Here is a 23,251-nt window from a genome sequence, read left to right on the forward strand (position 1 = left end):
CCCTTCAAGCATAGTCATCCTGACTGAATCGCTCGACCCCGTTGACCGAGAAAGCATTCAACGCCCCTTTGAAATAAGACATCCGTGAACGGATCGGGTAGAATTGCGCCGATTTCTGATCCCGTAATTACCGTATAGAGGCTGAACATGAAGGATTTTTTGATCGCTCCATCGATCCTGTCTGCAGATTTTGCGCGTCTTGGCGAAGATGTCGAGAAGGTGCTGGCAGCGGGTGCAGATGTCGTGCACTTTGACGTGATGGATAACCACTATGTGCCGAACCTGACGTTTGGCGCGCCAATTTGTAAAGCGCTGCGCGACTACGGGATCACCACGCCGATTGATGTCCACCTGATGGTGAAGCCGGTGGATCGGATCATTCCGGACTTTGCCAAGGCCGGGGCGACCATGATCACCGTGCATGCCGAAGCCACTGAGCACCTGGATCGCACCCTGCAGCTGATCAAAGAGCATGGCTGTCAGGCCGGGGTGGTATTTAACCCGGCGACGCCGTTGCACTACCTCGATTACATCATGGATAAGATCGATATGATCCTGCTGATGTCGGTCAACCCGGGCTTTGGCGGGCAGTCCTTCATTCCGGGCACTCTGGATAAACTGCGGGAAGTTCGTCGTCGTATCGATGCGTCCGGCCGCACCATCCGCCTGGAAATTGATGGCGGCGTGAAGGTCGACAACATTCGGGAAATTGCGGAAGCGGGAGCGGATATGTTTGTGGCCGGCTCGGCAATTTTCGGTCAGCCGGATTATAAAGCCGTGATCGATGAAATGCGGGCTGAACTGGCGAAGGTGACACGCGCATGAAGATGATTGACGGGATTAAATTTGTCGCCTTCGACCTCGACGGGACCCTGCTGGACAGTGTGCCGGATTTGGCAGATGCAGTGAACAAAACCCTGCAGGCGCTGGGGCGTCCTGAGGTGACGATTGCCCAAATGACCACCTGGATCGGTAACGGCGCTGAGATCATGCTCGGCCGCGCCCTGAGCCGCAGCATTGAGGTGGACCCGGATCTGGATCCTGCGCTGCACCGCGAGGCCCGCCAGCTGTTTGACCGCTTCTACGATGAAGGCGGCCACCGTCAGAGCGCCCTCTATCCGGGCGTGAAGGACACGCTGGATGCGTTGCGCGACGCCGGGATCCCGATGGCGATTGTGACCAACAAACCGGCGCAGTTTCTGCCGCACCTGCTGGCTCAGCACGGGATTGCCGACTATTTTGTCGACGTGATCGGCGGCGATACTTTCCCGCAGAAAAAGCCGGATCCGTTTGCCCTGCACTGGCTGATGGAAAAACATCGCCTCGCTGCCCGCGAGCTGCTGATGGTCGGCGACTCGCGCAACGACATTCTGGCAGCTCAAGCAGCCACATGTTATGTTGTCGGTCTGACCTATGGTTACAACTATGGCCAGCCGATCAGTGCCAGTGATCCCGATATTGTGCTGGATCACTTTAGCCAACTGGCTGAAGTGGTTAAACTAGGCAGCTAGTACAGTCAGCCGCACTGACTGGATCCCCGTTTTTTTGATTCAGACAGCGGCCCCGGGCCGCTGCTTACTTGAGTGACATAGGATAATCGCATCATGAGCAAACCCATTGTATTGAGTGGCGTCCAGCCTTCTGGTGAATTAAGTATCGGTAACTATCTGGGTGCGCTGCGTCAGTGGGAACAGATGCAGGATGATTATGACTGCCAGTACTGCGTGGTCGACCTGCACGCGATCACCGTTCGTCAGGACCCGATCGCCCTGCGCGAAGCGACCCTGGACGCACTGGCGATCTGCCTGGCGGTCGGTGTTGACCCGAAGAAAAGTACCCTGTTTGTCCAGTCGCACGTGCCGGAGCACGCGCAGCTGGGCTGGTTGCTGAACTGCTACACCCAGATGGGCGAGCTGAGCCGGATGACCCAGTTCAAGGACAAGTCGGCGCGTCATGCCAATGACGTCAACGTCGGTCTGTTTGACTACCCGGTGCTGATGGCCGCTGACATCCTGCTCTACGGTGCGCATCAGGTGCCGGTCGGCAGCGATCAGAAGCAGCACCTGGAGCTGGCGCGGGATATCGCGACTCGTTTCAACAACATCTACTGCCCGGACAGCCCGATCTTCACCGTGCCGGAGCCGTATATCCCGACCGTGAATGCCCGCGTGATGAGCCTGCAGGATGCGAGCAAAAAAATGTCGAAGTCGGATGACAATCGCAAGAATGTGATCACCCTGTTGGAAGAGCCGAAATCGATCATCAAGAAGATCAACAAGGCCCAGACCGACACGGAAACCCCGCCACGCATTGCGCACGATCTGGAGAGTAAGGCCGGGATTTCAAACCTGATGGGCCTGTATTCGGTAGCGACAGGCTTGAGCTTTGCTGATATTGAGGCGAAGTACCAGGGCGTGGAAATGTACGGTCCGTTCAAGAAGGATGTCGGCGAAGCGGTGGTGGCGATGCTGGAGCCGATTCAGGCCGAGTACCGACGTATCCGTGAAGATCGCGCCTATATGGATGCCGTGATGAAAGCCGGTGCCGAGAAAGCCTCTGCCCGCGCGGCCGAGACCCTGAAAAAAGCCTTTGAGGTGGTGGGTTTCGTCCCGCGCCCGTAACGGGTTGTGTTTACGGAAGAAGCCGACCGCCAGGTCGGCTTTTTTATGCCGCCGGTTGTGACGACGACTGTTTCGGATGTCAGGGGAGCCGGGTGCGCTTTCGACTTGCCTTTCTGGTTCTCTATAGCACAATAGGGCGCCGACTTACCCGAGAGCTGATGTATCTATGCTGTTGATGATCGATAACTACGACTCCTTTACCTACAACCTCTACCAGTACTTTTGCGAATTGGGCGCCGATGTACAGGTGGTCCGCAATGACGAGATCGACATCGCCGGGATAGAAGCATTGGCACCGAGCCATCTGGTGATTTCGCCGGGGCCCTGTACGCCGAATGAAGCCGGCATTTCCTTGCAGGCGATTGAATATTTTACCGGGAAGCTGCCGATTTTAGGGGTTTGCCTCGGGCACCAGGCGCTGGCGCAGGTGTTCGGCGCCGAAGTGGTACGGGCACGGCAGGTCATGCACGGGAAAACCTCGCCGGTGGTCCATACCGGGCGCAGCGTGTTTGCCGGGCTGAATCAGCCCCTCACCGTCACCCGCTACCATTCCCTGGTCGTGAAAGCGGACACCTTGCCCGATTGCTTCGACATTACCGCCTGGACTGAGCGCGACGGGGAGATGGATGAAATCATGGGCATTGCCCATAAAACGCTGCCGCTGGAAGGGGTGCAATTTCACCCCGAGAGCATCCTGACCGAGCAGGGACACCAGCTGTTGGCTAACTTTCTTCGCCGCTGAGACACACGAAAAGGGTTGCAACAGTAGAATATGTTGTTTCTGACGTGACAGTAGGGGGAAATTGGCGGGTTACTCATCCGGCCCCCGCTGGTATTTCCCCTTTGTGTCTTCCGGTTCGGGTCTCAATTCCGCGATCTTTATCACTATTTTTAACAAATCCTTCATTTCTGCCGCGCTAACCTGGCGGGCAATCTTATGCACCGCTTGCCCCCGGGAACATCGTTATTTCCTATATGGAAAAACACTTTTATCCGACCTGTGGTTAATAATTCTCATACAAACCCGCATAAATATGTATCGCGCAGAGCGTTGGCCAAGTCAGAGCAGCGTTAAAAAAAATTTTCTGCTATTGAATTGGTTAATAAAATGTAAATACTATGCTGTAGAAGCAAATCACAGAAGGAAAGGATGATGGCAATGGATCAAAAAGTAGGACGTGAGCTGTTTGATGAGGTGATGGTGCCTTGTTATTCCCCAATGCAGATTATTCCGGTGAAAGGCCGGGGATCGCGGATTTGGGATCAGGAAGACCGGGAGTATGTCGACTTTGCCGGTGGGATCGCAGTGAGCTGTCTGGGACATTGTCATCCGATCATGGTCGATGCGCTGAAATCTCAGGCAGACAAACTGTGGCACCTGAGTAACGTCATGACCAACGAGCCGGCCCTGCGCCTGGCCAAGAAGCTGACAGAGCTGACGTTTGCAGACAAGGTTTTCTTCGCCAACTCCGGCGGCGAAGCTAACGAAGCGGCGCTGAAACTAGCACGCCGTTATGCGGTGGATAAGTTTGGTCCGGAAAAATCTGAAATTATTTCCTTTAAGCAGGGCTTCCACGGCCGGACGTTTTTCACTGTCACGGTCGGTGGCCAGTCGGCTTACTCTGATGGTTTTGGTCCGAAACCAGGCGACATTACTCACATGGTTTACAACGATCTGGAAAGCCTGGCTGAGCACATGTCTGACCGTACCTGTGCGGTGATGATGGAGCCGCTGCAGGGCGAGGGCGGGATCATTTCCCCTACGGCGGAATTCATCCAGGGCGTTCGCGAGCTGTGTGACAAACACAACGCGCTGCTGATCTTCGATGAAGTTCAGACGGGTAACAGCCGTACCGGTACATTCTATGCCTACGAAGGCCTGGGCGTGACGCCGGATATCCTGAGTACGGCTAAGTCGCTGGGCGGTGGTTTCCCGATTGGTGCTATGCTGACCACGACGGAGCTGGCCAAGCACCTGAAAGTGGGGACTCACGGCTCGACGTACGGCGGTAACCCGCTGGCATGTGCGGTTGCAGAAGCGGTGGTTGATGAAATCTCCAAACCGGAAGTGCTGGCAGGCGTGAAAGAGCGTGAGCAATGGTTCCGTGACGGTCTGGCACAAATCAATGCCAAGTACCCAATCTTTGCTGAAGTACGCGGTCAAGGCCTGCTGCTGGGTGCAGCCCTGACGGAAGAGTGGCAGGGCCGTGCACGTGACATTCTGGTCGCTGCCGGTGAAGAAGGGCTGATGGTGCTGGTTGCCGGGGCCAACGTGGTGCGCTTTACACCGTCGCTGGTGATTGAGAAAGCTGACATTGATGAAGGGATGGCGCGTCTGGAACGTGCGATCGCCAAACTATACCAATAAGTCCTATCTGATTAATTGCAGCGGCTGACAGGAGCTGGCCGCTGCATTTTTGCCTGCGTAGAAGACAGGTTACCCACATAAATTCATAACGATAAGTTAGTGGCCTCATGCCGCTACCTGCATCTGGAGGGAATGCGATGCTGGTTATTCGTCCTATTACAGCAGCCGATCTGCCGGCACTGATGCAATGTGCAGAAGAGTCTGGCCATGGCTTTACGTCATTACCGGTGAACGAAGAAATCCTGAGTAATCGAATCAGTCACTCGGTAGAGAGTTTTGCCAAACACGTCACCCAGCCGGGGCCGGAAGGCTACCTGATGGTGGCGGAAGATACGGAAACCGGAGAGATTGCCGGCACGACAGCCATTGAGGCTGCCGTTGGACTGGACACCCCGTTTTACACTTATCATCTGAGCACCGTGGTCCATTCATCCCGTCGTCTCAATGTTCACAATGTGGTGAAAACCCTGACATTGGGCAATGACTATACTGGGGTGAGCGAGCTGTGCACCTTGTTCCTGCGTCCGCAGTGGCGCAAAGGCCTCAATGGCCGTCTGCTGTCCAAGTGTCGTTTTATGATGCTGGCGGAGCACCCGGAACGTTTTGATAAAACCATTATCGCGGAAATGCGCGGGGTCTCTGATGATAGTGGCCATTCGCCGTTCTGGGAGTGGCTCAAAGAGCACTTCTTCTCGATTGATTTTACCCTGGCCGACTATCTGACCGGGATTGGCAAGAAAGGCTTTATCGCCGACCTGATGCCGAAACTACCGATTTACGTCAACCTGCTGAGCCAGGAAGCACAGGCAGTGATTGGCGAGGTTCATGAAAAGACCCGACCGGCGCTGCGTCTGCTGGAAAAAGAAGGCTTCAGTTGCCGCGGCTATGTCGATATTTTCGATGCGGGCCCGACCGTTGAATGTGACGTGCGCCATATTGAGTCGGTGCGTCACTCCAAGCGTTTCACCGTTGCGATTGGCGAGGGGACGCAAGGCCGCAATTGTATTATCAGTAATACCTCGTTCGAGCACTTCCGTGCCGTGGTCGGCAAGGCGACGCTGCAGAACGATCAGCAAGAGGTAGTGATTAGCGCCGACATGGCCGCCGCACTGCAAGTACAAGATGGTGATCAGGTTCGCCTGATTGAGCAATAACTGACGGGAGAACATCATGACACAATGGATTGCAGGCAAATGGCTCGCGGGTGAAGGTGACGCGATGCAGTCGCTCAACCCATTCAGCGGCGAAGTGATCTGGCAGGGCCAGAGCGCGACCGCCGAGCAGGTAGAGCAGGCCGTGGCCGCTGCCCGTGAGGCGCTGGTGAGCTGGCGGAAAACTGATCTGAGCGAGCGCCGCGCAATTGTCGAGCGATTTGCCGATCTGGTGAAAGAGAACAGTGAGCACATCGCCCGGACCATTGCTGAAGAAACCGGCAAACCGCTGTGGGAAACCCGCACCGAGGCTGGTGCCATGGTGGGCAAGATTGCCATTTCCCTGCGTGCCTACGAAGAGCGTACCGGCTTCAAGCAAAAAGAAGTGGCCGATGGGACTCAGGCCGTGCTGCGCCATCGTCCGTTGGGCGTGATGGCGGTTTTCGGCCCGTACAACTTCCCGGGTCATCTGCCGAACGGCCACATTGTACCGGCTTTGCTGGCGGGCAATACCGTGGTCTTCAAGCCATCGGATCTGACGCCGAAAGTGGCGGAAGAAACCATGAAACTGTGGCAACAGGCGGGTCTGCCGGATGGCGTGATCAACCTGGTACAAGGCGCACGTGCTACCGGTGAAGCCCTGGCGGGCTCACAAGGGATCGACGGCCTGTTGTTTACCGGCAGTGCCAATACCGGTCATATCCTGCATCGTCAGTTTGCCGGCCAGCCGGATAAAATGCTGGCCCTGGAAATGGGCGGCAACAACCCGATGGTGATCTCCAAGGACTATGGCGAGCTCGATGCCACTGTCTACACTATTATTCAATCGGCCTTTATCAGTGCCGGCCAGCGTTGTACCTGTGCCCGTCGCCTGTACCTGCCGAAAGGTCCGCAAGGCGATGCAGTGCTGACGCGTCTGGTCGAAGCGGCGTCGCAGCTCAATGTCGATGGTCCGTTTGCCGAGCCACAGCCGTTTATGGGCCCGCAAATTTCGGTCACGGCGGCGGATAACATCATCCGTGCCCAGGAAAACCTGGTGAGCCTGGGTGGTGAGGTGCTGCTGGAGGCCAAACGTGGTCAGGGCGCCGTGGTCACGCCGGGGATCATTGAAGTCAGCAAGATTGCTGAGCTGCCGGATGAAGAATACTTCGGTCCGCTGCTGCAGGTGGCCCGCTATGATGATCTGGCCCAAGCGGTTGAGCTGGCCAATAACACGCGTTACGGCCTGTCTGCGGGTCTGGTGACGACTCAGGATGACGAGTGGCAATACTTTATTGACCATATCCGTGCCGGGATCGTCAACCGTAACCGTCAGCTGACCGGTGCCAGCGGTGATGCACCGTTTGGTGGTCCGGGCGCTTCGGGCAACCTGCGTCCGAGCGCGTACTATGCGGCCGACTACTGTGCCTACCCGATGGCATCGATGGAAGGCGAGCATACCGAATTGCCGGCACAACTGTCGCCGGGGATCACTCTGTAAGTCGCGCCGGCCGCGACACTGCGATTAGGTAAGGGGAACAAGCAACATGGAAAAGGTCGAACAATTGTTTAACGCGCTGTGGCAAGATTACACCCAGCGTTTGTGTCCATCAGCCGCGCAGGTTCATGACCTGCTTGAGGAAGATGAACCCCTGCTCAACGATCATATCGCGCTGCGGACATTTAACCTGCCGCAGGTCGGACTGGATCGTCTGGCGGCACCGTTTATTGCGATTGGCTATAAGCCGTGCGGCAAGTATCACTTCGAAGCGAAGAAGCTGTATGCCGAGCATTTCGAGCATCCGAATCCGGCGGCACCGAAGGTCTTTATCAGTGAGTTGTTGGTCGGGCAGTTCTCATCCCTGCTGCAGCAAACCGTTCGCGATCTGGTCAGCCAGGTGCCGGAGTCGGCTCTGAACGATCCGGCGTTCCTGTATGGTGGCCGGTTGTGGGACCTCGATTATGCTACTTACGAGCTGCTGTCGGCAGAAAGTGAGTATGCCGGCTGGGTTGCGGCCCATGGTTTCGGTGCCAACCACTTTACCGTGAGCATCAACCAGCTGGAGCAGTTCACCGAAGTACACGAGGTCAACCACCTGCTGCGCCATAACGGTTTTGCGATCAATGAGTCGGGCGGTGAAGTGAAAGGCAGCCCGGAAGTGTTGCTGGAGCAGTCATCGACCATGGCGGATCGGGTGGCGGTCAACTTCCTGGACGGCGTTCGGGAGATCCCGGGCGGGTTCTATGAGTTTGCCAAGCGTTATCCGACAGCGGACGGCGAGCTGTATCGCGGCTTCGTTGAAGCCTCGGCGGATAAGATTTTCGAAAGTACCAATCAGTGATCGCGCGCTGAGGAGCCGTGCCTCCGTGTTCGCTCATTGAGGCACTGCTGCTTCGTTGAATCCATCAACAGCCCGGGTAAGAGATTACCCGGGCTGTATTTTTATGTCCGTCAGATTGCTCAGCAAGCGTTTCGCCGATGTCGTTGCCACGGTTTTTGCAACGACTTTTGCAACGTTTTTTTGCAACGGTCTTGGGCTAATGCTGGCTGTCGAGCGGCGGCACCCAGGCGGTTTCCTGATCCTGGTGGCGGCTTTCGGGATCTAACGGGGGTTGCTGCGCCAGGTAGTGGCGCGGATCGCTAAAACCGGTCATTTCGATGGTGGCGGGCAGAGCTTGCAGCACCGTCGGTGGGGTGGTGCTGGTGTTGGGCGCAAAACGTTCGATATCCATATCGTTACAGTTCGTTGGTTGCTCGATTTTGTGTGAGTCCGTTGTCGGTTTTTTGTCCGTTGATTGCTCGGTGGTTCGTTGCCGAGAGGCCACCTGTCCGGGGGATGCCTTCGTATGGCATACCGATCCAGCAATATGCTCAATGTAGCATTAAATTGGCAGAGTGCAAGCCGGAGGGGCCGGCAGGGCGTACCGGTCACAGGATTGAAGAAAGCGCTGTAACTGAAAGCTCTATAATTGAAAAGCGCTGTAATGGAAAAAGCTCAGAAATGAAATCAGCTCCGAAATGGAACAAGGCCTGAAATGAAAAAAGCCGCACTGAGTGCGGCTTTTGAAATAGGATTGGGTCGGCGCTTAGCGGGTGCCGTAAACCACAATGGTTTTGCCGTGGGCAGAAATCAGGTTCTGCTCTTCCAGCATCTTCAGGATACGACCGACGGTTTCACGCGAACAACCGACGATTTGACCGATTTCCTGACGGGTGATCTTAATCTGCATGCCGTCCGGGTGGGTCATGGCATCTGGCTGCTTGGCCAGATTCAGCAGCGTCTGGGCAATACGACCGGTTACATCCAGGAAGGCCAGGTCGCCGACTTTCTGGCTGGTGACTTGCAGGCGGCTTGCCATTTGCGCAGAAAGACGCATCAGGATGTCCGGATTCACCTGGATCAGCTGACGGAATTTCTTGAATGAGATTTCAGCCACTTCACATGGGGTTTTAGCACGAACCCAGGCGGTACGCTCTTGGCCTTCTTCGAACAGGCCCAGCTCACCAATGAAGTCGCCCTGGTTGAGGTAAGACAGGATCATCTCCTTGCCTTCTTCATCCTTGATCAATACGGCAACAGAACCCTTGACGATGTAGTAGAGAGTTTCTGCTTTCTCGCCCGCATGGATCAAAGTGCTCTTTGATGGGTATTTATGAATGTGGCAATGCGAAAGAAACCACTCTAGCGTTGGATCTGTTTGAGGTTTACCTGGAACCATATTACTAACTTCCTCTGCGTTTGTTGCCCAGCAATGACATCCCTATAATTCGCGGCTGAGCATCACAATAACATTGTTCGCCGACTAGGATATGCCAGTCAGCCGCTGGGCTGCAAGCTCACGTGAATAATTAGTTGAGAGTTTATCTTTTTTCGCCGGGTTTTTCTTGATATTGATCTATCTGAAATTGGCATTTTGCCGTTCTAACTGTGCACATGATCACACAGTTGTGAGATAGTGTCTGAAACCCCTGTCAGTAGTAAGGAGTAAGCAATGCAATCACGGGTGAAATGGGTCGAAGAGATGACATTTTTGGGGCAGTCCAACTCCGGTCACAGCGTGGTGATGGACGGCAATGGCGGAGCGACAGCACCCAGCCCGATGGAGCTGGTCCTGATGGCTGCGGGCGGTTGCAGCTCGGTCGATGTGGTGGACGGGCTGAAATCCGCCGGCCAGCAGATCACCGGCTGTGAAGCGCAAATTACCTCGGTCCGCCGGGAGCAGGCGCCGCGCATTTTTACCACCGCCAACCTACACTTTGTCGTCACCGGCCATGATCTGGACGAAGCGCTGGTGGCCAAAACCGTGGCGGATTCGCTGGAGAAGTACTGCTCGGTGTGCCTGATGCTGGGTGAAGGGGTAGAGATGACCCACTCCTATGCCGTAGTGCCAGCGTAAGGATGTTCGCGTGTGACGAGAAGCCAGTCTTCTCGTCACGCTCTGATATGAGTCGGAAGCCGGTTTAGCCGAATTTGCCGGTTTCGATCAGCTGCTGGATCAGCGGCCCCATGATCAGTTCCATCGCGAAACTCATCTTGCCGCCCGGCACCACCAGGGTATTGTGGCGTGACATAAACGAGCCCTGGATCATCGCCAGCAGGTACGGGAAGTCGACATTTTTGATCCCACGAAAGCGGATCACCACAAAGCTTTCATCCAGACTCGGAATTGCCTTGGCGGTAAACGGGTTGGAGGTGTCAACTGTCGGCACGCGCTGGAAGTTGATATGGGTGCGTGAGAACTGCGGGGTGATGTAGTTAAGGTAGTCATCCATCGACCGGACCACGGAGTCCATCACGGCTTCGCGGGAATGACCCCGATCGCGGGTATCGCGGACAATTTTCTGAATCCACTCCAGGTTGACGATCGGTACCATGCCGATCAGCAGGTCGACATGCTGGGCGACATTGATATCGCCATCCACTACCCCGCCGTGCAGTCCTTCATAGAACAAGACATTGGTATTTTCCGGCAGATCCTGCCATGGGGTAAAAGTACCCGGCATTTGGTTGTAGGGCACGGCCTCATCGAAGGTGTGGAGGTAGCGGCGGAATTTACCGCTGCCGTCATCGCCGTACTGACGGAAAAAGTTTTCCAGTTGGGCAAAGTCATTGGCCTGAGGACCAAAGTAGCTGATATGCCGGCCCTGCTCTTTGGCCTTACGGATCTCGACGTCCATTTCCGGTCGGGTAAAGCGGTGGAAGCTGTCGCCTTCCAGCCAGGCCGCATTAATGCCCATCATGTTGAACATTTTGCGAAAGGCTTCGGAAGTGGTCGACGTACCGGCGCCCGAGGAGCCCGTAACAGCAATAATCGGATGTTTTGCAGACATGACAAACCCTGTCGTTAACAATAACGGAAAGAGTTATTAACAGGCGAGCAGGGGGCAGGTCAAGCCGGATTGCTAAATTTGCAGGTGAGTCACCGCCGCCGTGCGGTGTTATGCGTCCAGTTGGCGGCGAAGTTTGATATCGACCGTTTCATGTAATTCGGAGAACACAATGACGGCATCACCGCTTTGCAGCTGGCGGCGTACATGGCTGACTTTCTCGGCCATCGTGAGCTCGCTTTCACCGTAGTCGGTGCCTTCGCGCAGCACGAAATGTTCAATCAGGTTGGTCAGGGTGTCGGGGTCAATGTCTTGCCAGGGAATAATCATTGCAAACTCTACAGGCGATGTCGGATAGGTCGATTATATTGACAATTGCATCGCTTGTAGAGTCCATCTGTTGCGCGCTCATCCGGTTGCGCCACGTTGTGTTGATTTGCACCCCGGCTCAGGCTTTGCCCCCGGCCCGGGCTTCAAACCAGGCTGGGACGGTGTGCTCGAGCCAGAACTGCGGCTTGTTCCACGATCCGGTGACGAACCCGACATGGCCGCCGTACGGGCTGAGGTGATAGTCGATATTCTCGGGTAGCGGTACGGTGGGGATCACGGCCGGGGTCATAAACGGATCGTCGGCGGCATGGATGATCCGCAACGGGGTCGTGATGTGCTGGAGCTTGTCGAGCCCGCTGCACTGGCGATAGTAGTCTTCGGCATCCCGGAAGCCATGCAGGGGGGCAGTCACCCAGTCATCGAACTGGCGCAGCGTCCGGATGGCGTTGACCTGTTCAAGCGCCAGCGGCATCTCCTCCGGCAGCGCCTGAACCTTCTGGCTCAGGGTTTTCTTCATCGAGCCGAGCAGGTATTGCTGGTAGAGCCGTGAGAACCCCTGTTCGATCCGCGCCGAGCAGGAAGCCAGGTTCAGCGGCGGGGAGATCACCTGCGCCGCGGCAAGCTCGCTATGCTGTTGATGCTTGGCCAGATAATTGACCAACATGTTGCCGCCGAGCGAGACACCGACGCCCCACAGTGGATTGCGGGGAAACTGGTGGCGCAGCCAGCGCAGGAAGAAGGCGGCATCGCTGGTTTCCCCGGAGTGGTAACTGCGTGCCAGGCGGTTGATTTCGCCGCTGCAGCCGCGAAAGTGCATCATCACCCCAAGCCAGCCCCGGCGTTTTGCCGCGTAAAGTAGACCGTTGGCATACGGACTGTGAAAACTGCCTTCCAGGCCGTGAAACAGGACCAGGATCGGCTGGTCGGCCGGGTAGTCGTTGCCGGGACCCGTCCAGGCGAGGTCGAGAAAATCGCCATCCGGGGTTTCAATCCGCTGGGTCAGCGGGGTGAAGAGCGGAGCGCGGCGCAACAAGCGCGGCAGCAGGGTTTGCAGATGGGCATTGCGCAGGCCACTGGCCGGTTCAAAAGGAGTCATGGGTGTTGGCTGATTGAGTCGAGTTCTTGGTGTTATAGCACAACTGCGGCTCAGACTGCGTCGCAGCCCTGAAGCTGACGAAGCAGGGGAAGCGGCAGGGCCAGGGTGCGGCCGTACTGTTGCAGGTTACTGGCTGAGATTTTCGGGCACAGGGACAGCTGTGCCAACCGGCTGAGCAGGGCTTGCTGCTGGCGTTGCTCGAGGGTGAGCTCAAAGTTGAGCAGCTGCTGGTAGCCAGCCGGGTCGAGCTGAGGCTTGAGTGCGCGGCGCATGACCCGGTAGGGGGTCAGCAGCGCGTCGGTGTCGCTCAGAGCCTCGCCAAGTTGTGCCAGGCCGTGTTCGGGCAGGGCCTGCGCTTGGGTGTCGAGCCAGTGCAGCAGCAAAGCCAGATTGACATTGCCGTGATGGCGGTCTTGCAGGGCAAGGCAGGCCGCCTCAACGCCGGGACGGGCATAGTGCGCCAGGCAGAAGGGCCAGAACCCGGCCGGATCGGGCCGGGTCTGACTATGGTGCTGAGTCCGGGGTTGAGTTTGGGATTTGGCGTCAGCCATTAAACTCGGCTTCCATGGCTTCCAACTGCTCCTGCAGCTCCATCCAGGTCAGCTCGACATCTTCGAGCGTCGATTTGGCATCACCCTGGCGTTGCATCTGCTCGTTGAGGCGGGCTTTGTTGTCGGCGTCATAAATGCTCGGATCCGACAGCTGGGCCTCGGCATCGCTGATCTGGGCCATCAGCGTTTCCATCTGCTGGTCGAGCTTGTCAATCTGCTTGCGCAGCGGCGCGGTTTGTTTACGGAACTCCGCTTCCAGCCGCTTCTGCTCCTTGCGCGAGGCGGCGCTGTTGTCCTTGCTGGTTTCCGGTTTGGCGGCCTGTTGTTCACGGCGCTCGTTGCGCTGCTGCTCGGTCAGCCACTTGTGGTAGTCGTGCAGATCGCCGTTGAACGGTTCGACCTTCTGATCGTGTACTAAGTACAGATCATCGGTGGTGGCCCGCAACAGATACCGGTCGTGGCTGACAATCACCATCGCGCCTTCATAGGACTGCAGGGCCAGGGTCAGCGCCTGGCGCATATCGAGATCCAGGTGGTTGGTCGGTTCATCGAGCAGCAGCAGGTTCGGGCGCTGCCACACAATCAGGGCCAGCACCAGACGGGCTTTTTCGCCGCCGGAGAACGGGCCGACCGGCTCCAGGGCTTTGTCCCCCTGAAAGCCAAAGCTGCCGAGATAGTCGCGCAGTTGTTGCTCGGTCGCCTGCGGGGCGATGCGCACCATGTGCTGCACCGGGGTATCTTCCAGGTACAGGGTTTCCAGCTGGTGCTGGGCGAAGTAGCCGATTTTGACCCCCTGCGAGTAGGTCAGATCGCCCGCTTTGGCCGGCAGCTCACCGGACAACAGCTTGATCAGGGTTGATTTACCGGCGCCGTTGCGCCCCAGCAGGCCGATCCGGCTGCCCGGCACCAAATTGAGGCGGATGTTGTCCAGGATCAGGGTGTCGCCGTAGCCAGCCATCACTTGATCCATCATCAGGATCGGGTTCGGCAGGGCCGCCGGTTCGCGAAATTCAAAATTGAACGGGTTATCGAACTGGGCCGGCAGCACTTTTTCCATCCGCTCCAAGGCTTTGATCCGGCTCTGGGCCTGACGGGCCTTGCTGGCTTTGTAGCGGAAGCGGTCAATATAGGACTGCATGTGCGCCATCTGCTTTTGCTGCTTCTGGAACATCGCCTGTTGCAGGATCATCTTTTCTGCCCGCTGGGTTTCAAACGATGAGTAGTTGCCGGTGTAGCTGTTCAGGGTCTCGTTCTCGATATGGATGATCCGTCCGACCACCGGATCGAGGAAATCGCGGTCGTGGGAGATCAGCACCAGCGTCCCGCGGTAGCTTTGCAGCCATTTCTCCAGCCACATCACGGCGTCGAGATCCAGGTGGTTGGTCGGCTCATCGAGCAGCAGGAGATCAGAGCGGCACAGCAGCGCCTGGGCCAGGTTGAGGCGCATCCGCCAGCCCCCGGAGAACTGGGTCAGGTGCCAGTCCATCTGCGCCTGGGAAAAACCCAGGCCGTCGAGCAGCTCGGCGGCACGGGCACGGATGCTGTAGCCACCGATGGTGTCGAGCTTGCCATGCAGTTCAGCCACACGGGTGCCTTGATCCGCCGCTTCCGCGGCAGCCAGAGCCTGCTCCAGCTGGCGGTATTCCCGGTCGCCGTCAATCACGTATTCAATGGCGCTGCGCTCAAGCGCCGGGGTTTCCTGGGCCACCCAGGCCAGCTCCCAGTGCGCCGGCAACTGACAGGTGCCGGCATCGACGCTGAGTTCACCTTTCAGTAATGCAAACAGGGTAGACTTGCCGCAGCCGTTTTTGCCGACCAGGCCGACTTTGTCACCGGGGTGAATGGTGGCTGAGGCATTGTTGAGAAGGGCTTTGCCGCCCCGTAAGAGCTGAATATCCGAAAAGGTAATCATCAACAGTATCGGGGTAGCCCCGCTCCGCAAAAGTGCACGAAATGAGCGGCAGTCTATACCAAACCCTGACGGACTGCTAACTTGAAGACGTGAACCGCACGATATTGCAACAGATCCCGCTATGAGTGCAGATTCATGCTACCAGAGCGCCGCATTTCTGTATGATGGAAGAGCGCTGCCTTATCGACGTTCTTCCTGCATCCGGCGCCGCAGGTCAAGAAAAGGGAAGTTATGACCACGCAAGAACAACCAAACCATGACCCACAGCCGCCGCGGATCCTGGTGATTTATGCCCACCCGGATCCTCAGGAATCGGTTGCGAACCGCGCCATGATCCGCGGGATCGCGGATCTGCCGCATGTCACCATTCACGATCTCTACGGAACCTACCCGAATTTCTTTATTGATGTCAGCCAGGAGCGACAGTTGATCCGCCAGCATGACATCATTGTGTTCCAGCACCCGCTCTATATGTACTCCTGCCCGTCGCTGCTCAAGGAGTGGATTGATACCGTGCTGAGCAAGGGCTTTGCCCATGGCGATGGCACGGACACCATTGGCAAGCACTGGCGTTCGGTGATCACGACCGGCGGGGCGGCGGAAGCCTATACCCCGGATGGCTACAACCGCTGTACGGTGGCGGAGATCCTGCGTCCGTTCGAGCTGTGTGCTGACTTGTGCCAGATGAGCTGGATTGAGCCGCTGACGTTGCACTGGGCGCGGCGGATCCCGGCGCTGGAGCTGGCCCAGCATGTGGCCACTTACCGGGCCTGGCTGGCGGACCCTTTCCACACGGCGCAGGAGGTGGCAGATGGCGAGTGATGTATTGTCGGTCAGTGTGGTCTTTCTGGCGGCGGCTGTAGTCGCGGTGCCGATTGCTCAGCGTTTGGGCCTGGGATCGGTGTTGGGCTATCTGCTGGCGGGGATCGCGATTGGCCCCTGGGGGCTGAGGCTGATTTCCGATGTCGATGCGATTTTGCATTTTTCCGAATTTGGGGTGGTGCTGCTGCTGTTTTTGATTGGATTGGAGCTCAATCCCAAGAAACTGTGGCAGATGCGCAAGCCGATCCTCGGGCTTGGCGGGAGCCAGGTGGTGGTGACGAGCGCGGTGATTGCGGCGCTGGTGATGGCCAGCAGCCATTATTTCCCGGAGATCAGCTGGCGTGATGCGCTGGTGGTCGGAATGGGGCTGGCACTGTCCTCGACCGCGATTGCCCTGCGGGTGATTGAAGAGCAGAGCCTCGGCGGCAGTGAAACCGGTCAGGCCGGGTTTGCGGTGTTGCTGTTTCAGGATATCGCGGTGATCCCGATGTTGGCGGTCCTGCCGGCGCTGGCCGGGGGCGGCGGGGGGAGCTGGCTCGATTTTGCCTGGATGATCGGGGGGATTGTGGCCCTGCTGGTCGGCGGCCATTTCCTGCTCCGGCCGCTGTTTCGCTGGGTGGTGGTCAGTGGGGTGCGGGAGCTGTTTAACGTCGCGGCCCTGCTGTTGGTGATCGGCATTGCGCTGGGGATGCAGTCGCTCGGCCTGTCGATGGCGCTGGGGACGTTCCTTGCCGGGGTGCTGCTGGCTGAGAGTGAGTACCGTCACGAGCTGGAAATTGCCATTGAGCCGTTTAAAGGTTTATTGCTCGGCCTGTTTTTTATCTCGGTGGGGATGGCGGTCAATCTGGGGCTGCTGCTGCAGTATCCGTTGCAGATCCTGGCGGCGGTGATCGCGCTGGTGTGCGTGAAGGGCCTGCTGCTTTACGGCCTGGCCCGGCTGTTCGGGATCCGCGCCAAGTCGCGCAGCCAGATGGCGGCGATCCTCAGCCAGGGCGGGGAATTCGCTTTTGTCCTGTTTACGGCGGCGATGGGCGAGGGGCTACTGGGGGCGCAGTTGTCTTCGTTTTTGCTGGTGGTGGTCAGTATCTCCATGATGACTACCCCGCTGGTACTGCTGTTGCAGGAGAAATGGTTCACCCGTACTTTCAAGGCCGAAGCTGAGGAGACGATGGAAAGCGATGTGATTGATCGCGAGCCGCGGGTGATCATCACCGGGTTTGGCCGCTTCGGCCAGGTGGTGGGGCGGTTGCTGTTTGCCAACAAAATTCGGGTCACGGTGCTGGAACGGGATCCGAGTCAGATCCAGTTTCTGCGCAAATTCGGCTATAAGGTTTATTATGGCGATGCGACGCAGCTGGATTTGTTGCGTGCTGCCGGGGCCGATAAGGCTGAAGCCATTATTATCTGTACCGATGAGCCGGATGAGGTGATGAAAGTGGTGCTGCTGTGTCAGCAGTATTTTCCCCAGCTCAAAATCCTGGCCCGGGCCCGCAGCCGGGTGGAGGCGCATCAGTTGCTGGGGCACGGGGTGGAACACTTCTCGCGGGAAACCTTTGCCGGAGCCCTTGATTTGGGGCGCCAAGCCCTTATATCTCTCGGCATGCACCCGTATAAGGCTCAGCGGGCTGAGGCGCATTTTCGTAAACTGGATACAACGGCTCTGCGTGATTTGCTGCCGCAGCACTCTGAGGACGTCCACTTAGCCTCGCGGGCCAAAGAAGCCCGCAAGGAGCTGGAAGAGATCTTCGATCGGGAAATGCGCGGTGAGCGAGAGCGGCACAACGGCTGGGATTAACCAAGGCTGCGCTGGAGCAGCCGGTGAACAAGGAATTGGGTGATGGCAAAGAAACGATTTATTGCCGGTGCGGTTTGCCCGCAATGCCAGCAGAAGGATACCCTGCGCTGGTGGCAGGAACATGAGATTGAGCGGGTGGAGTGTGTCGCCTGTGATTATAGCGACAGCCGGGCGCCGCAGGCGGTGGAAGCCAGCGAGCAGCTGTCGCAGCAAACCAAAGATCAAGTAATTGGGATTTTTAAACCGGAATAACAACGTGGGGATTGGCATCCGGCCCCCTTTATCCGTTATGATGCGGGAAGATTTACACCGGGTACGGCTGGGCTGGCGAGCGCCGCAAGGCCGATACTCACTCAACATCCGATATTGGAGTGAACATGAAAGTCGCTAAAGACATCGTAGTAAGCCTGGCTTATCAAGTGAAAACTGAAGATGGCGTGGTAGTCGATCAGTCAACTGCTGAAGCACCACTGGATTACCTTCACGGCCACAACAACCTGATCGTGGGTCTGGAGAAGGCACTGGAAGGTCGTGAAGCCGGCGAGAAATTCGAAGTGACCGTTGCTCCGGAAGAAGCTTATGGCGAGCACATGGATGAAATGGTTCAGCGCGTTCCTGCAGATGTATTCCAGGGCGTTGACGAAATCACTGTGGGTATGCGCTTCCTGGCGGATACTGATCAGGGTCCGATCCCGGTTGAAGTCACTGAAGTTGATGGCGACCACGTGGTGGTTGACGGCAACCACATGCTGGCTGGCCAGACGCTGACGTTCGCTGCAGAAGTTGTTGCCCTGCGTGAAGCGACTGAAGAAGAAATCGCCCACGGCCACATCCACCAGGGTGGCGGTTGCTGCGGTGGCGGCAGCTGCGGTGATCACGACCACGGTCACGATCATGACCACGAAGGTGGTTGCTGCTCGCACTAAGCCATCGGGTTTAGCCAAGCATGAAAAAAGGAAGCCTCGGCTTCCTTTTTTGATCCATTTATGCCTTGAAATCCGCCTTGAAATGCGGGTGGGGGAGCAACGGCTCAGTAATGCGGCGGCGGGGTTTCTTCCGACTCGCTGGCCATATTGGATGGCTCCATCCCTTTGACTTTTCCGACCAGGAACTGCAGTTGCGTGTGCATTTTGTCGATCGCAAACTGCTGCTGGGTTAACGCCTGGTTGAGCTCTTCAATGGTCTGCTCCTGAAACGCCTGCTTCATTTCCAGCTCATCGATCTGGGCCTGTAATTTTTCAATCTCGGTCATAGGGCAAAAGGGGTCCGTTATTTTGTGGTCCAGGCCTGGGCAATACCGGCGGAAGTGCCGGAGATCACCTGCCCGTCTGGGGTAATGGCGACATCATACACCACTGCTGCCGGGGGTCGAGTGTCTTGTTGCGGGGCGGCCTCCCAGCGACCGAGGTTTTCGCCGGTGGCCGTATCCCACAGCTCGACGCGCCGGGCCGGGGTGCCGGTCGCCAGCCAGTGGCCGTCATCGGAAAACCGGGCGCTGGAGAGGTTTTGCTGGCGCAGGCGGACCGCCAGCTCGGCCTGTTTGTCCCCGGAATCCAGGCGCCACACATAGATGTCATTGCCGCCATCGGCCGTCAGGGCCAGCTTGCCATCGCGTTGCAGGGCCACCCGGCTGATCCGCGAATTGTGGGCAAACTGGTAGATCACCTGGCCGGTTTGGGTATCCCACAGGTAGGCATTGTGATCATTGCCGCCGGACAGGGCATACTGGCCATTGGCTGACAGGGCGACAGAATTGACTTTTTCCCGGTGGGCAAGGAACTCCAGGCGACGACCGGTGCCTAAGTCGACGTACATCGCCTTCCCGTTCGATAACCCGAGCAGGACATGCTGGCCGTTATTGGCGATATCGACATCGCGGATGATTCCGTCGGAGACCGACCAGAGCCCGTCGGACTGCCCCCAGGCCAGGTCCCAGACCGCAAAATTTTGCGCGGTGGCCGTAATGGCGAAACGGTGGTTGTCGGATATCCGGCCCGACAGGACCGGATTGTGATGTAGATCTTGAGAACCAAAATCAGCTAACCTTTTGTTTTGCTGTAAGTCCCACAGCACGATACCTTGATGCGTCGTATGAAAAAGGGCAAACCGGCCATCCCGGCTGAGGCTGAAGCTGGTCGCGCCTTCGGGAGCCAGCTCCCAGCGCTGAGTTTCAGAACCTGAAAAAAAACAGCCGGTCAGGATGAACAGTGCCAAAATAATGCTTAAGACTGGAATTTTTTTACGCATTACGTCAGGTTCCGGTTGTTGGGCGAGCGATAGATTCGGCAGTTGGAGTAAGTGACTGATTAAAAATGAATAAGGCAGTGACTTACTCCGGTTGCTATTAGTATATTGATATAGAGCGCTTTTCACACCCATTGCGGAAAGCCGGAGATAAATTTGAGGCATCCCCTCAGTAAATGATGGAGAAATACATGAAACCTGTTCTAAAGATGTCTGTTTTGGCTGCGACAATCCTACTGGCTGTAGGCTGCCAAGATGAGAAAACGGCCGAAGCAAAACCTGAAGCCCCTGCCAAGGTGGAGCAGGTCGCATCTGATGCAGCAACAGCGTTTGCGTCTGAGGACGATAAAGCCGCGTATGCGATTGGTGCTTCGCTGGCGCAATATCTATCGGCGAATCTGGATCAGCAAAAAGAGATGGGCATGACGCTGGATCGGGATCAGGTGCTGGCCGGGGTGCGTGATGTGTTTGCCGGGAACAGCCGTCTGACGCCGGAAGAAACCCAACAGGCGCTGCAGGATCTGGACAAGCGTGTGTCTGAGATGATGATGGCCAAGGCGCAGGAAGAAGCGGACAAGAACAGCAAGGCCGGCGATGAGTTCCGCGCCGAGTTCGAAAAGCAAGATGGCGTCATGAAGACGGATTCTGGCCTGTTGTACCAGGTAGAAACGCAGGGTGAAGGCGAGAAGCCACAGGCAACCGACACCGTGAAAGTGCACTACAAAGGCACGTTGACGGACGGTACTGAGTTTGACAGCTCGTATAAGCGCAACCAACCGGCAACCTTCCCGCTGAACCAGGTGATCCCGGGTTGGACCGAAGGCGTTCAGCTGATGCCGGTCGGCTCGAAGTTCAAGTTTGTCATTCCGCCGGAGCTGGCTTACGGCTCGCAGGCAAACCCAAGCATTCCGGCCAACTCGACGCTGGTGTTTGAGGTTGAGCTGCTGGATATCGTGAAATCTAAAGCGCCTCAGGCGGAAGCCGGCGACGCAGCAACCCAGTAAGGGAGTCCGGACGCAGAGCGCCAGTGGCCCCAAGGAACGAAAAACCCGGCTCAGGCCGGGTTTTTTATTTCAAAGCGCGATACCCGTGAGGAGATAAATGTTCAGGCCGCTGTCAGTATTCTGATAAACTTGCTAGAAAGATTTGAATTCATTCCCCATGTATTTATTTTCATCACCAGGAAGGGTGCTGAAAATAAATGAATCGGGCTCTGCAAGGAAGAGATGACAAGTGGTTTCGACAGATAACTTTGGCTCTGACGTCATGGTGGAAAGTGACCTGATTGAAGCGCGGGCCTTCACCGAACATGACTATATCGTTCTGCGCTCGTATGAAGCGGTCGTCGACGGGCTGGCTGCCCTGATCGGCCCGTTTTGTGAGATCGTGCTGCACTCGCTGGCCGATCTGAACACCTCCGCGATTAAAATTGCCAACGGGGAAAATACCGGGCGGAAAGTCGGCTCGCCGATCACAGATTTGGCGCTGCGGATGCTGCGTGATATCGAAGGCTCTGAGCGGAATTTCTCCCGGGCCTATTTCACCCGTGCCAAAGGCGGCGCTTTGATGAAGTCGATCACCATTGCGATCCGCAATGGCGAGGATCGGATCATCGGCCTGCTGTGCATCAACGTCAATCTTGACGCGCCGTTCTCCCAGATCCTGCAATCGTTCATGCCGACTGATGAAGCCAAGCAAGCGGCGTCCAGCGTGAACTTTGCCAGCGACGTGGATGAGCTGGTGGATCAGACCGTTGAGCGAACGATTGAAGAGATCAATGCCGACAAGAATGTTTCGAACAACGCCAAGAACCGTCAGATTGTGATGGAGCTGTATGACAAGGGCATCTTTGACATCAAAGATGCCATCAACCGGGTGGCGGAGCGGCTGAACATTTCCAAGCATACGGTGTACCTGTATATCCGTCAGCGCAAAACCGAGGATGGCGAGAAATGAGCCTGAACTATGTGCTGGTGGTGGACGGACCGGCATACGGGACCCAGGCCGCCCGCACGGCTTATCAGTTTGCACAGGCAGTTCTGGCCGAAGGGCACCGCTTGACCCGGATATTTTTCTACCGGGACGGAGTGTATAACGGCTCGGCGTTGTCGGCTCCGGCCTCCGACGAGTTCGATTTGGTCGCGGCCTGGCAGCAGCTGGCCGCAGCGCATCAAATTGAATTACAGACCTGTGTTGCCGCGGCGCTGCGCCGTGGCATTGTCGGTGAGCAGGAAGCGGCCCAGAATCAGTTGCCGGGTCAGAATCTGGCGGCCGGTTTTGAACAGGCCGGACTCGGCGGGTTGTCCGAAGCCCTATTAACCGCGGATCGGGTGATCCAGTTTTAAATTGAGCGATGCGAGAGCAGTGCATGAAATCATTAGGCTTTGTCTTTCACAGCGCCCCCCATGGCAGCAGCAGCGGCCGCGAAGGGCTTGATGCAGTGCTGGCGACTTCCGCCTATAGTGAAGACATCAAGGTATTTTTTATCGGTGACGGCGTGTTTCAGCTGCTGGCAGGCCAACAGCCGGAGCAAGTGTTGTGCCGGGACTATATTGCCACCTTCAAGATGCTGGAACTGTACGATATTGAACAGGTCTATGTGTGCCGGCAGTCACTTGCCGAGCGGGGGATCGATCCGGCGGCCCTGTTGATTGATACCGAACTGCTGAGCGCAGAGGCACTCAGTGCTCAATTGCATCAATGCCAGCGCGTGCTAAGTTTCTGAGGACTCTATGCTCCATACCATCATGACCTCCCCGTTTCAGAGCCAGGCCTTGCAGCGTTGTCTGCGTTATCTTGCCCCGCAGGATGAAATTCTGTTGATCCAGGACGCGGTGGTGGCCGGGATCGAAAAAAATGCCTGGTCCGAAACGCTCACGCAGGCTGGCGTAAACATATATGTACTGGAAGCGGATCTGGTCGCCCGGGGATTGCGTGATCAGATGAACGATCGGTTTCAAATTGTTGATTATTCAGGGTTTATTGAGTTAACGATACGCCACGAAACCCAGATGAAATGGGAGTAGCCGCGGCCTGTCAGCCGGGTCAGCGAC

At 56.9% G+C, this 23,251-nt stretch carries 27 protein-coding genes; 18 read left to right on the forward strand and 9 right to left on the reverse strand.

Annotated features, from left to right (window positions below; all coding sequences use genetic code 11):
• The first annotated feature begins 147 nt into the window (after window positions 1-147).
• The 8 genes from rpe (at window position 148) to VV869_RS11425 (ending at window position 8,461) form a co-directional block, all read left to right on the forward strand.
• A complete protein-coding gene (gene rpe, locus VV869_RS11390) occupies window positions 148-825 on the forward strand; it encodes a ribulose-phosphate 3-epimerase (protein WP_337735049.1) in 678 nt (225 codons plus the stop codon).
• The gene (locus tag VV869_RS11395) at window positions 822-1,511 is read left to right on the forward strand and encodes a phosphoglycolate phosphatase (protein WP_337735050.1); all 690 of its coding nucleotides are present in this window, start codon (window positions 822-824) and stop codon (window positions 1,509-1,511) included. The genes rpe and VV869_RS11395 overlap by 4 nt, the downstream gene beginning before the upstream one ends.
• Before the next feature lie 93 nt (window positions 1,512-1,604).
• Window positions 1,605-2,621 (forward strand): tryptophan--tRNA ligase, encoded by a 1,017-nt coding sequence (gene trpS / locus VV869_RS11400; protein ID WP_337735051.1) that lies wholly within the window; start codon window positions 1,605-1,607, stop codon window positions 2,619-2,621.
• Window positions 2,622-2,787: 166 nt separating this feature from the next.
• Window positions 2,788-3,363, forward strand: coding sequence for an aminodeoxychorismate/anthranilate synthase component II (locus VV869_RS11405; RefSeq protein ID WP_337735052.1), 576 nt, complete (start codon window positions 2,788-2,790; stop codon window positions 3,361-3,363).
• Window positions 3,364-3,774: 411 nt separating this feature from the next.
• The gene (locus tag VV869_RS11410; RefSeq protein WP_337735086.1) at window positions 3,775-4,989 is read left to right on the forward strand and encodes an aspartate aminotransferase family protein; all 1,215 of its coding nucleotides are present in this window, start codon (window positions 3,775-3,777) and stop codon (window positions 4,987-4,989) included.
• A 137-nt stretch (window positions 4,990-5,126) separates the two neighbouring features.
• Window positions 5,127-6,143, forward strand: coding sequence for an arginine N-succinyltransferase (gene astA / locus VV869_RS11415; RefSeq protein ID WP_337735053.1), 1,017 nt, complete (start codon window positions 5,127-5,129; stop codon window positions 6,141-6,143).
• 16 nt (window positions 6,144-6,159) lie between these two features.
• A complete protein-coding gene (gene astD, locus VV869_RS11420; RefSeq protein ID WP_337735054.1) occupies window positions 6,160-7,620 on the forward strand; it encodes a succinylglutamate-semialdehyde dehydrogenase in 1,461 nt (486 codons plus the stop codon).
• Between the two features lie 46 nt (window positions 7,621-7,666).
• Window positions 7,667-8,461: a DUF1338 domain-containing protein gene (locus VV869_RS11425; RefSeq protein WP_337735055.1), complete on the forward strand. Its 795-nt coding sequence runs from the start codon at window positions 7,667-7,669 to the stop codon at window positions 8,459-8,461.
• A gap of 196 nt (window positions 8,462-8,657) precedes the next feature.
• Here VV869_RS11425 and VV869_RS11430 read toward each other — a convergent pair whose 3' ends face one another.
• On the reverse strand, window positions 8,658-8,852 hold the full coding sequence (locus VV869_RS11430; protein WP_261601560.1) for a hypothetical protein: 195 nt from the start codon (window positions 8,850-8,852) through the stop codon (window positions 8,658-8,660).
• 354 nt (window positions 8,853-9,206) lie between these two features.
• Window positions 9,207-9,839, reverse strand: a complete 633-nt coding sequence (gene crp, locus VV869_RS11435) for a cAMP-activated global transcriptional regulator CRP (protein ID WP_036801200.1) — start codon at window positions 9,837-9,839, stop codon at window positions 9,207-9,209.
• A gap of 273 nt (window positions 9,840-10,112) precedes the next feature.
• Between crp and VV869_RS11440 the strand changes: the two genes are divergently transcribed.
• On the forward strand, window positions 10,113-10,517 hold the full coding sequence (locus VV869_RS11440; protein ID WP_261601561.1) for an OsmC family protein: 405 nt from the start codon (window positions 10,113-10,115) through the stop codon (window positions 10,515-10,517).
• A 64-nt stretch (window positions 10,518-10,581) separates the two neighbouring features.
• Here the strand turns inward: VV869_RS11440 and VV869_RS11445 are convergent, their stop codons facing one another.
• From VV869_RS11445 to VV869_RS11465, 5 genes are all read right to left on the reverse strand, one after another.
• The gene (locus tag VV869_RS11445; protein ID WP_337735056.1) at window positions 10,582-11,451 is read right to left on the reverse strand and encodes a phosphoribulokinase; all 870 of its coding nucleotides are present in this window, start codon (window positions 11,449-11,451) and stop codon (window positions 10,582-10,584) included.
• A gap of 108 nt (window positions 11,452-11,559) precedes the next feature.
• Window positions 11,560-11,778: a YheU family protein gene (locus VV869_RS11450; protein ID WP_337735057.1), complete on the reverse strand. Its 219-nt coding sequence runs from the start codon at window positions 11,776-11,778 to the stop codon at window positions 11,560-11,562.
• Window positions 11,779-11,896: 118 nt separating this feature from the next.
• Window positions 11,897-12,874 (reverse strand): hydrolase, encoded by a 978-nt coding sequence (locus tag VV869_RS11455; protein ID WP_337735058.1) that lies wholly within the window; start codon window positions 12,872-12,874, stop codon window positions 11,897-11,899.
• A gap of 50 nt (window positions 12,875-12,924) precedes the next feature.
• The gene (locus VV869_RS11460) at window positions 12,925-13,425 is read right to left on the reverse strand and encodes a TIGR02444 family protein (RefSeq protein ID WP_337735059.1); all 501 of its coding nucleotides are present in this window, start codon (window positions 13,423-13,425) and stop codon (window positions 12,925-12,927) included.
• Window positions 13,418-15,337, reverse strand: a complete 1,920-nt coding sequence (locus VV869_RS11465) for an ABC transporter ATP-binding protein (RefSeq protein WP_337735060.1) — start codon at window positions 15,335-15,337, stop codon at window positions 13,418-13,420. The genes VV869_RS11460 and VV869_RS11465 overlap by 8 nt, the downstream gene beginning before the upstream one ends.
• Before the next feature lie 231 nt (window positions 15,338-15,568).
• Between VV869_RS11465 and kefG the strand changes: the two genes are divergently transcribed.
• The 4 genes from kefG to slyD all read left to right on the forward strand — a co-directional run bounded on the left by kefG (window position 15,569) and on the right by slyD (window position 18,880).
• Window positions 15,569-16,159, forward strand: coding sequence for a glutathione-regulated potassium-efflux system ancillary protein KefG (gene kefG / locus VV869_RS11470; RefSeq protein ID WP_337735061.1), 591 nt, complete (start codon window positions 15,569-15,571; stop codon window positions 16,157-16,159).
• Window positions 16,149-17,954 carry a glutathione-regulated potassium-efflux system protein KefB gene (gene kefB, locus VV869_RS11475; RefSeq protein ID WP_337735062.1) on the forward strand — a complete coding sequence of 602 codons (1,806 nt, stop codon included), beginning with the start codon at window positions 16,149-16,151 and terminating at the stop codon, window positions 17,952-17,954. Before kefG ends, kefB begins: the two co-directional genes overlap by 11 nt.
• Window positions 17,955-17,996: 42 nt before the next feature.
• A complete protein-coding gene (locus VV869_RS11480; RefSeq protein ID WP_337735063.1) occupies window positions 17,997-18,206 on the forward strand; it encodes a YheV family putative zinc ribbon protein in 210 nt (69 codons plus the stop codon).
• A 125-nt stretch (window positions 18,207-18,331) separates the two neighbouring features.
• Window positions 18,332-18,880: a peptidylprolyl isomerase gene (slyD, locus tag VV869_RS11485; protein ID WP_261601570.1), complete on the forward strand. Its 549-nt coding sequence runs from the start codon at window positions 18,332-18,334 to the stop codon at window positions 18,878-18,880.
• Between the two features lie 104 nt (window positions 18,881-18,984).
• Here the strand turns inward: slyD and VV869_RS11490 are convergent, their stop codons facing one another.
• Together VV869_RS11490 and VV869_RS11495 are read right to left on the reverse strand one after the other, a co-directional pair.
• Window positions 18,985-19,206 (reverse strand): SlyX family protein, encoded by a 222-nt coding sequence (locus VV869_RS11490; protein WP_261601571.1) that lies wholly within the window; start codon window positions 19,204-19,206, stop codon window positions 18,985-18,987.
• Window positions 19,207-19,223: 17 nt separating this feature from the next.
• Window positions 19,224-20,201, reverse strand: a complete 978-nt coding sequence (locus VV869_RS11495) for a WD40 repeat domain-containing protein (protein WP_337735064.1) — start codon at window positions 20,199-20,201, stop codon at window positions 19,224-19,226.
• Window positions 20,202-20,389: 188 nt separating this feature from the next.
• Here VV869_RS11495 and fkpA point away from each other — a divergent pair, with 188 nt between their 5' ends.
• The 5 genes from fkpA to tusB all read left to right on the forward strand — a co-directional run bounded on the left by fkpA (window position 20,390) and on the right by tusB (window position 23,224).
• Window positions 20,390-21,202 (forward strand): FKBP-type peptidyl-prolyl cis-trans isomerase, encoded by an 813-nt coding sequence (gene fkpA / locus VV869_RS11500; RefSeq protein WP_337735065.1) that lies wholly within the window; start codon window positions 20,390-20,392, stop codon window positions 21,200-21,202.
• A 229-nt stretch (window positions 21,203-21,431) separates the two neighbouring features.
• On the forward strand, window positions 21,432-22,154 hold the full coding sequence (locus VV869_RS11505) for a helix-turn-helix transcriptional regulator (RefSeq protein ID WP_261601574.1): 723 nt from the start codon (window positions 21,432-21,434) through the stop codon (window positions 22,152-22,154).
• Complete coding sequence (tusD, locus tag VV869_RS11510) at window positions 22,151-22,543, forward strand: sulfurtransferase complex subunit TusD (RefSeq protein ID WP_261601575.1); 393 nt, start codon at window positions 22,151-22,153, stop codon at window positions 22,541-22,543. Before VV869_RS11505 ends, tusD begins: the two co-directional genes overlap by 4 nt.
• A gap of 23 nt (window positions 22,544-22,566) precedes the next feature.
• Window positions 22,567-22,923, forward strand: a complete 357-nt coding sequence (tusC, locus tag VV869_RS11515; protein WP_337735066.1) for a sulfurtransferase complex subunit TusC — start codon at window positions 22,567-22,569, stop codon at window positions 22,921-22,923.
• Between the two features lie 7 nt (window positions 22,924-22,930).
• The gene (gene tusB, locus VV869_RS11520; RefSeq protein ID WP_337735067.1) at window positions 22,931-23,224 is read left to right on the forward strand and encodes a sulfurtransferase complex subunit TusB; all 294 of its coding nucleotides are present in this window, start codon (window positions 22,931-22,933) and stop codon (window positions 23,222-23,224) included.
• Window positions 23,225-23,251 lie beyond the last annotated feature (27 nt).

Source organism: Photobacterium sp. MCCC 1A19761, from assembly GCF_037389125.1.
Classification (GTDB): Bacteria; Pseudomonadota; Gammaproteobacteria; order Enterobacterales; family Vibrionaceae; genus Photobacterium.

Bases quoted from the DNA above. Each gene is read 5' to 3' on its own strand.
- fkpA (WP_337735065.1), top strand. From the start codon at position 20,390: ATGAAACCTGTTCTAAAGATGTCTGTTTTGGCTGCGACAATCCTACTG.
- VV869_RS11450 (WP_337735057.1), bottom strand. From the start codon at position 11,778: ATGATTATTCCCTGGCAAGACATTGACCCCGACACCCTGACCAACCTG.
- astD (WP_337735054.1), top strand. From the start codon at position 6,160: ATGACACAATGGATTGCAGGCAAATGGCTCGCGGGTGAAGGTGACGCG.
- VV869_RS11430 (WP_261601560.1), bottom strand. From the start codon at position 8,852: ATGGATATCGAACGTTTTGCGCCCAACACCAGCACCACCCCACCGACG.
- VV869_RS11455 (WP_337735058.1), bottom strand. From the start codon at position 12,874: ATGACTCCTTTTGAACCGGCCAGTGGCCTGCGCAATGCCCATCTGCAA.
- kefB (WP_337735062.1), top strand. From the start codon at position 16,149: ATGGCGAGTGATGTATTGTCGGTCAGTGTGGTCTTTCTGGCGGCGGCT.
- slyD (WP_261601570.1), top strand. From the start codon at position 18,332: ATGAAAGTCGCTAAAGACATCGTAGTAAGCCTGGCTTATCAAGTGAAA.
- VV869_RS11395 (WP_337735050.1), top strand. From the start codon at position 822: ATGAAGATGATTGACGGGATTAAATTTGTCGCCTTCGACCTCGACGGG.
- tusC (WP_337735066.1), top strand. From the start codon at position 22,567: ATGAAATCATTAGGCTTTGTCTTTCACAGCGCCCCCCATGGCAGCAGC.
- VV869_RS11465 (WP_337735060.1), bottom strand. From the start codon at position 15,337: ATGATTACCTTTTCGGATATTCAGCTCTTACGGGGCGGCAAAGCCCTT.
- rpe (WP_337735049.1), top strand. From the start codon at position 148: ATGAAGGATTTTTTGATCGCTCCATCGATCCTGTCTGCAGATTTTGCG.
- VV869_RS11410 (WP_337735086.1), top strand. From the start codon at position 3,775: ATGGCAATGGATCAAAAAGTAGGACGTGAGCTGTTTGATGAGGTGATG.
- VV869_RS11445 (WP_337735056.1), bottom strand. From the start codon at position 11,451: ATGTCTGCAAAACATCCGATTATTGCTGTTACGGGCTCCTCGGGCGCC.
- kefG (WP_337735061.1), top strand. From the start codon at position 15,569: ATGACCACGCAAGAACAACCAAACCATGACCCACAGCCGCCGCGGATC.
- astA (WP_337735053.1), top strand. From the start codon at position 5,127: ATGCTGGTTATTCGTCCTATTACAGCAGCCGATCTGCCGGCACTGATG.
- VV869_RS11425 (WP_337735055.1), top strand. From the start codon at position 7,667: ATGGAAAAGGTCGAACAATTGTTTAACGCGCTGTGGCAAGATTACACC.
- VV869_RS11440 (WP_261601561.1), top strand. From the start codon at position 10,113: ATGCAATCACGGGTGAAATGGGTCGAAGAGATGACATTTTTGGGGCAG.
- VV869_RS11490 (WP_261601571.1), bottom strand. From the start codon at position 19,206: ATGACCGAGATTGAAAAATTACAGGCCCAGATCGATGAGCTGGAAATG.
- crp (WP_036801200.1), bottom strand. From the start codon at position 9,839: ATGGTTCCAGGTAAACCTCAAACAGATCCAACGCTAGAGTGGTTTCTT.
- tusD (WP_261601575.1), top strand. From the start codon at position 22,151: ATGAGCCTGAACTATGTGCTGGTGGTGGACGGACCGGCATACGGGACC.
- VV869_RS11495 (WP_337735064.1), bottom strand. From the start codon at position 20,201: ATGCGTAAAAAAATTCCAGTCTTAAGCATTATTTTGGCACTGTTCATC.
- VV869_RS11480 (WP_337735063.1), top strand. From the start codon at position 17,997: ATGGCAAAGAAACGATTTATTGCCGGTGCGGTTTGCCCGCAATGCCAG.
- trpS (WP_337735051.1), top strand. From the start codon at position 1,605: ATGAGCAAACCCATTGTATTGAGTGGCGTCCAGCCTTCTGGTGAATTA.
- tusB (WP_337735067.1), top strand. From the start codon at position 22,931: ATGCTCCATACCATCATGACCTCCCCGTTTCAGAGCCAGGCCTTGCAG.
- VV869_RS11460 (WP_337735059.1), bottom strand. From the start codon at position 13,425: ATGGCTGACGCCAAATCCCAAACTCAACCCCGGACTCAGCACCATAGT.
- VV869_RS11405 (WP_337735052.1), top strand. From the start codon at position 2,788: ATGCTGTTGATGATCGATAACTACGACTCCTTTACCTACAACCTCTAC.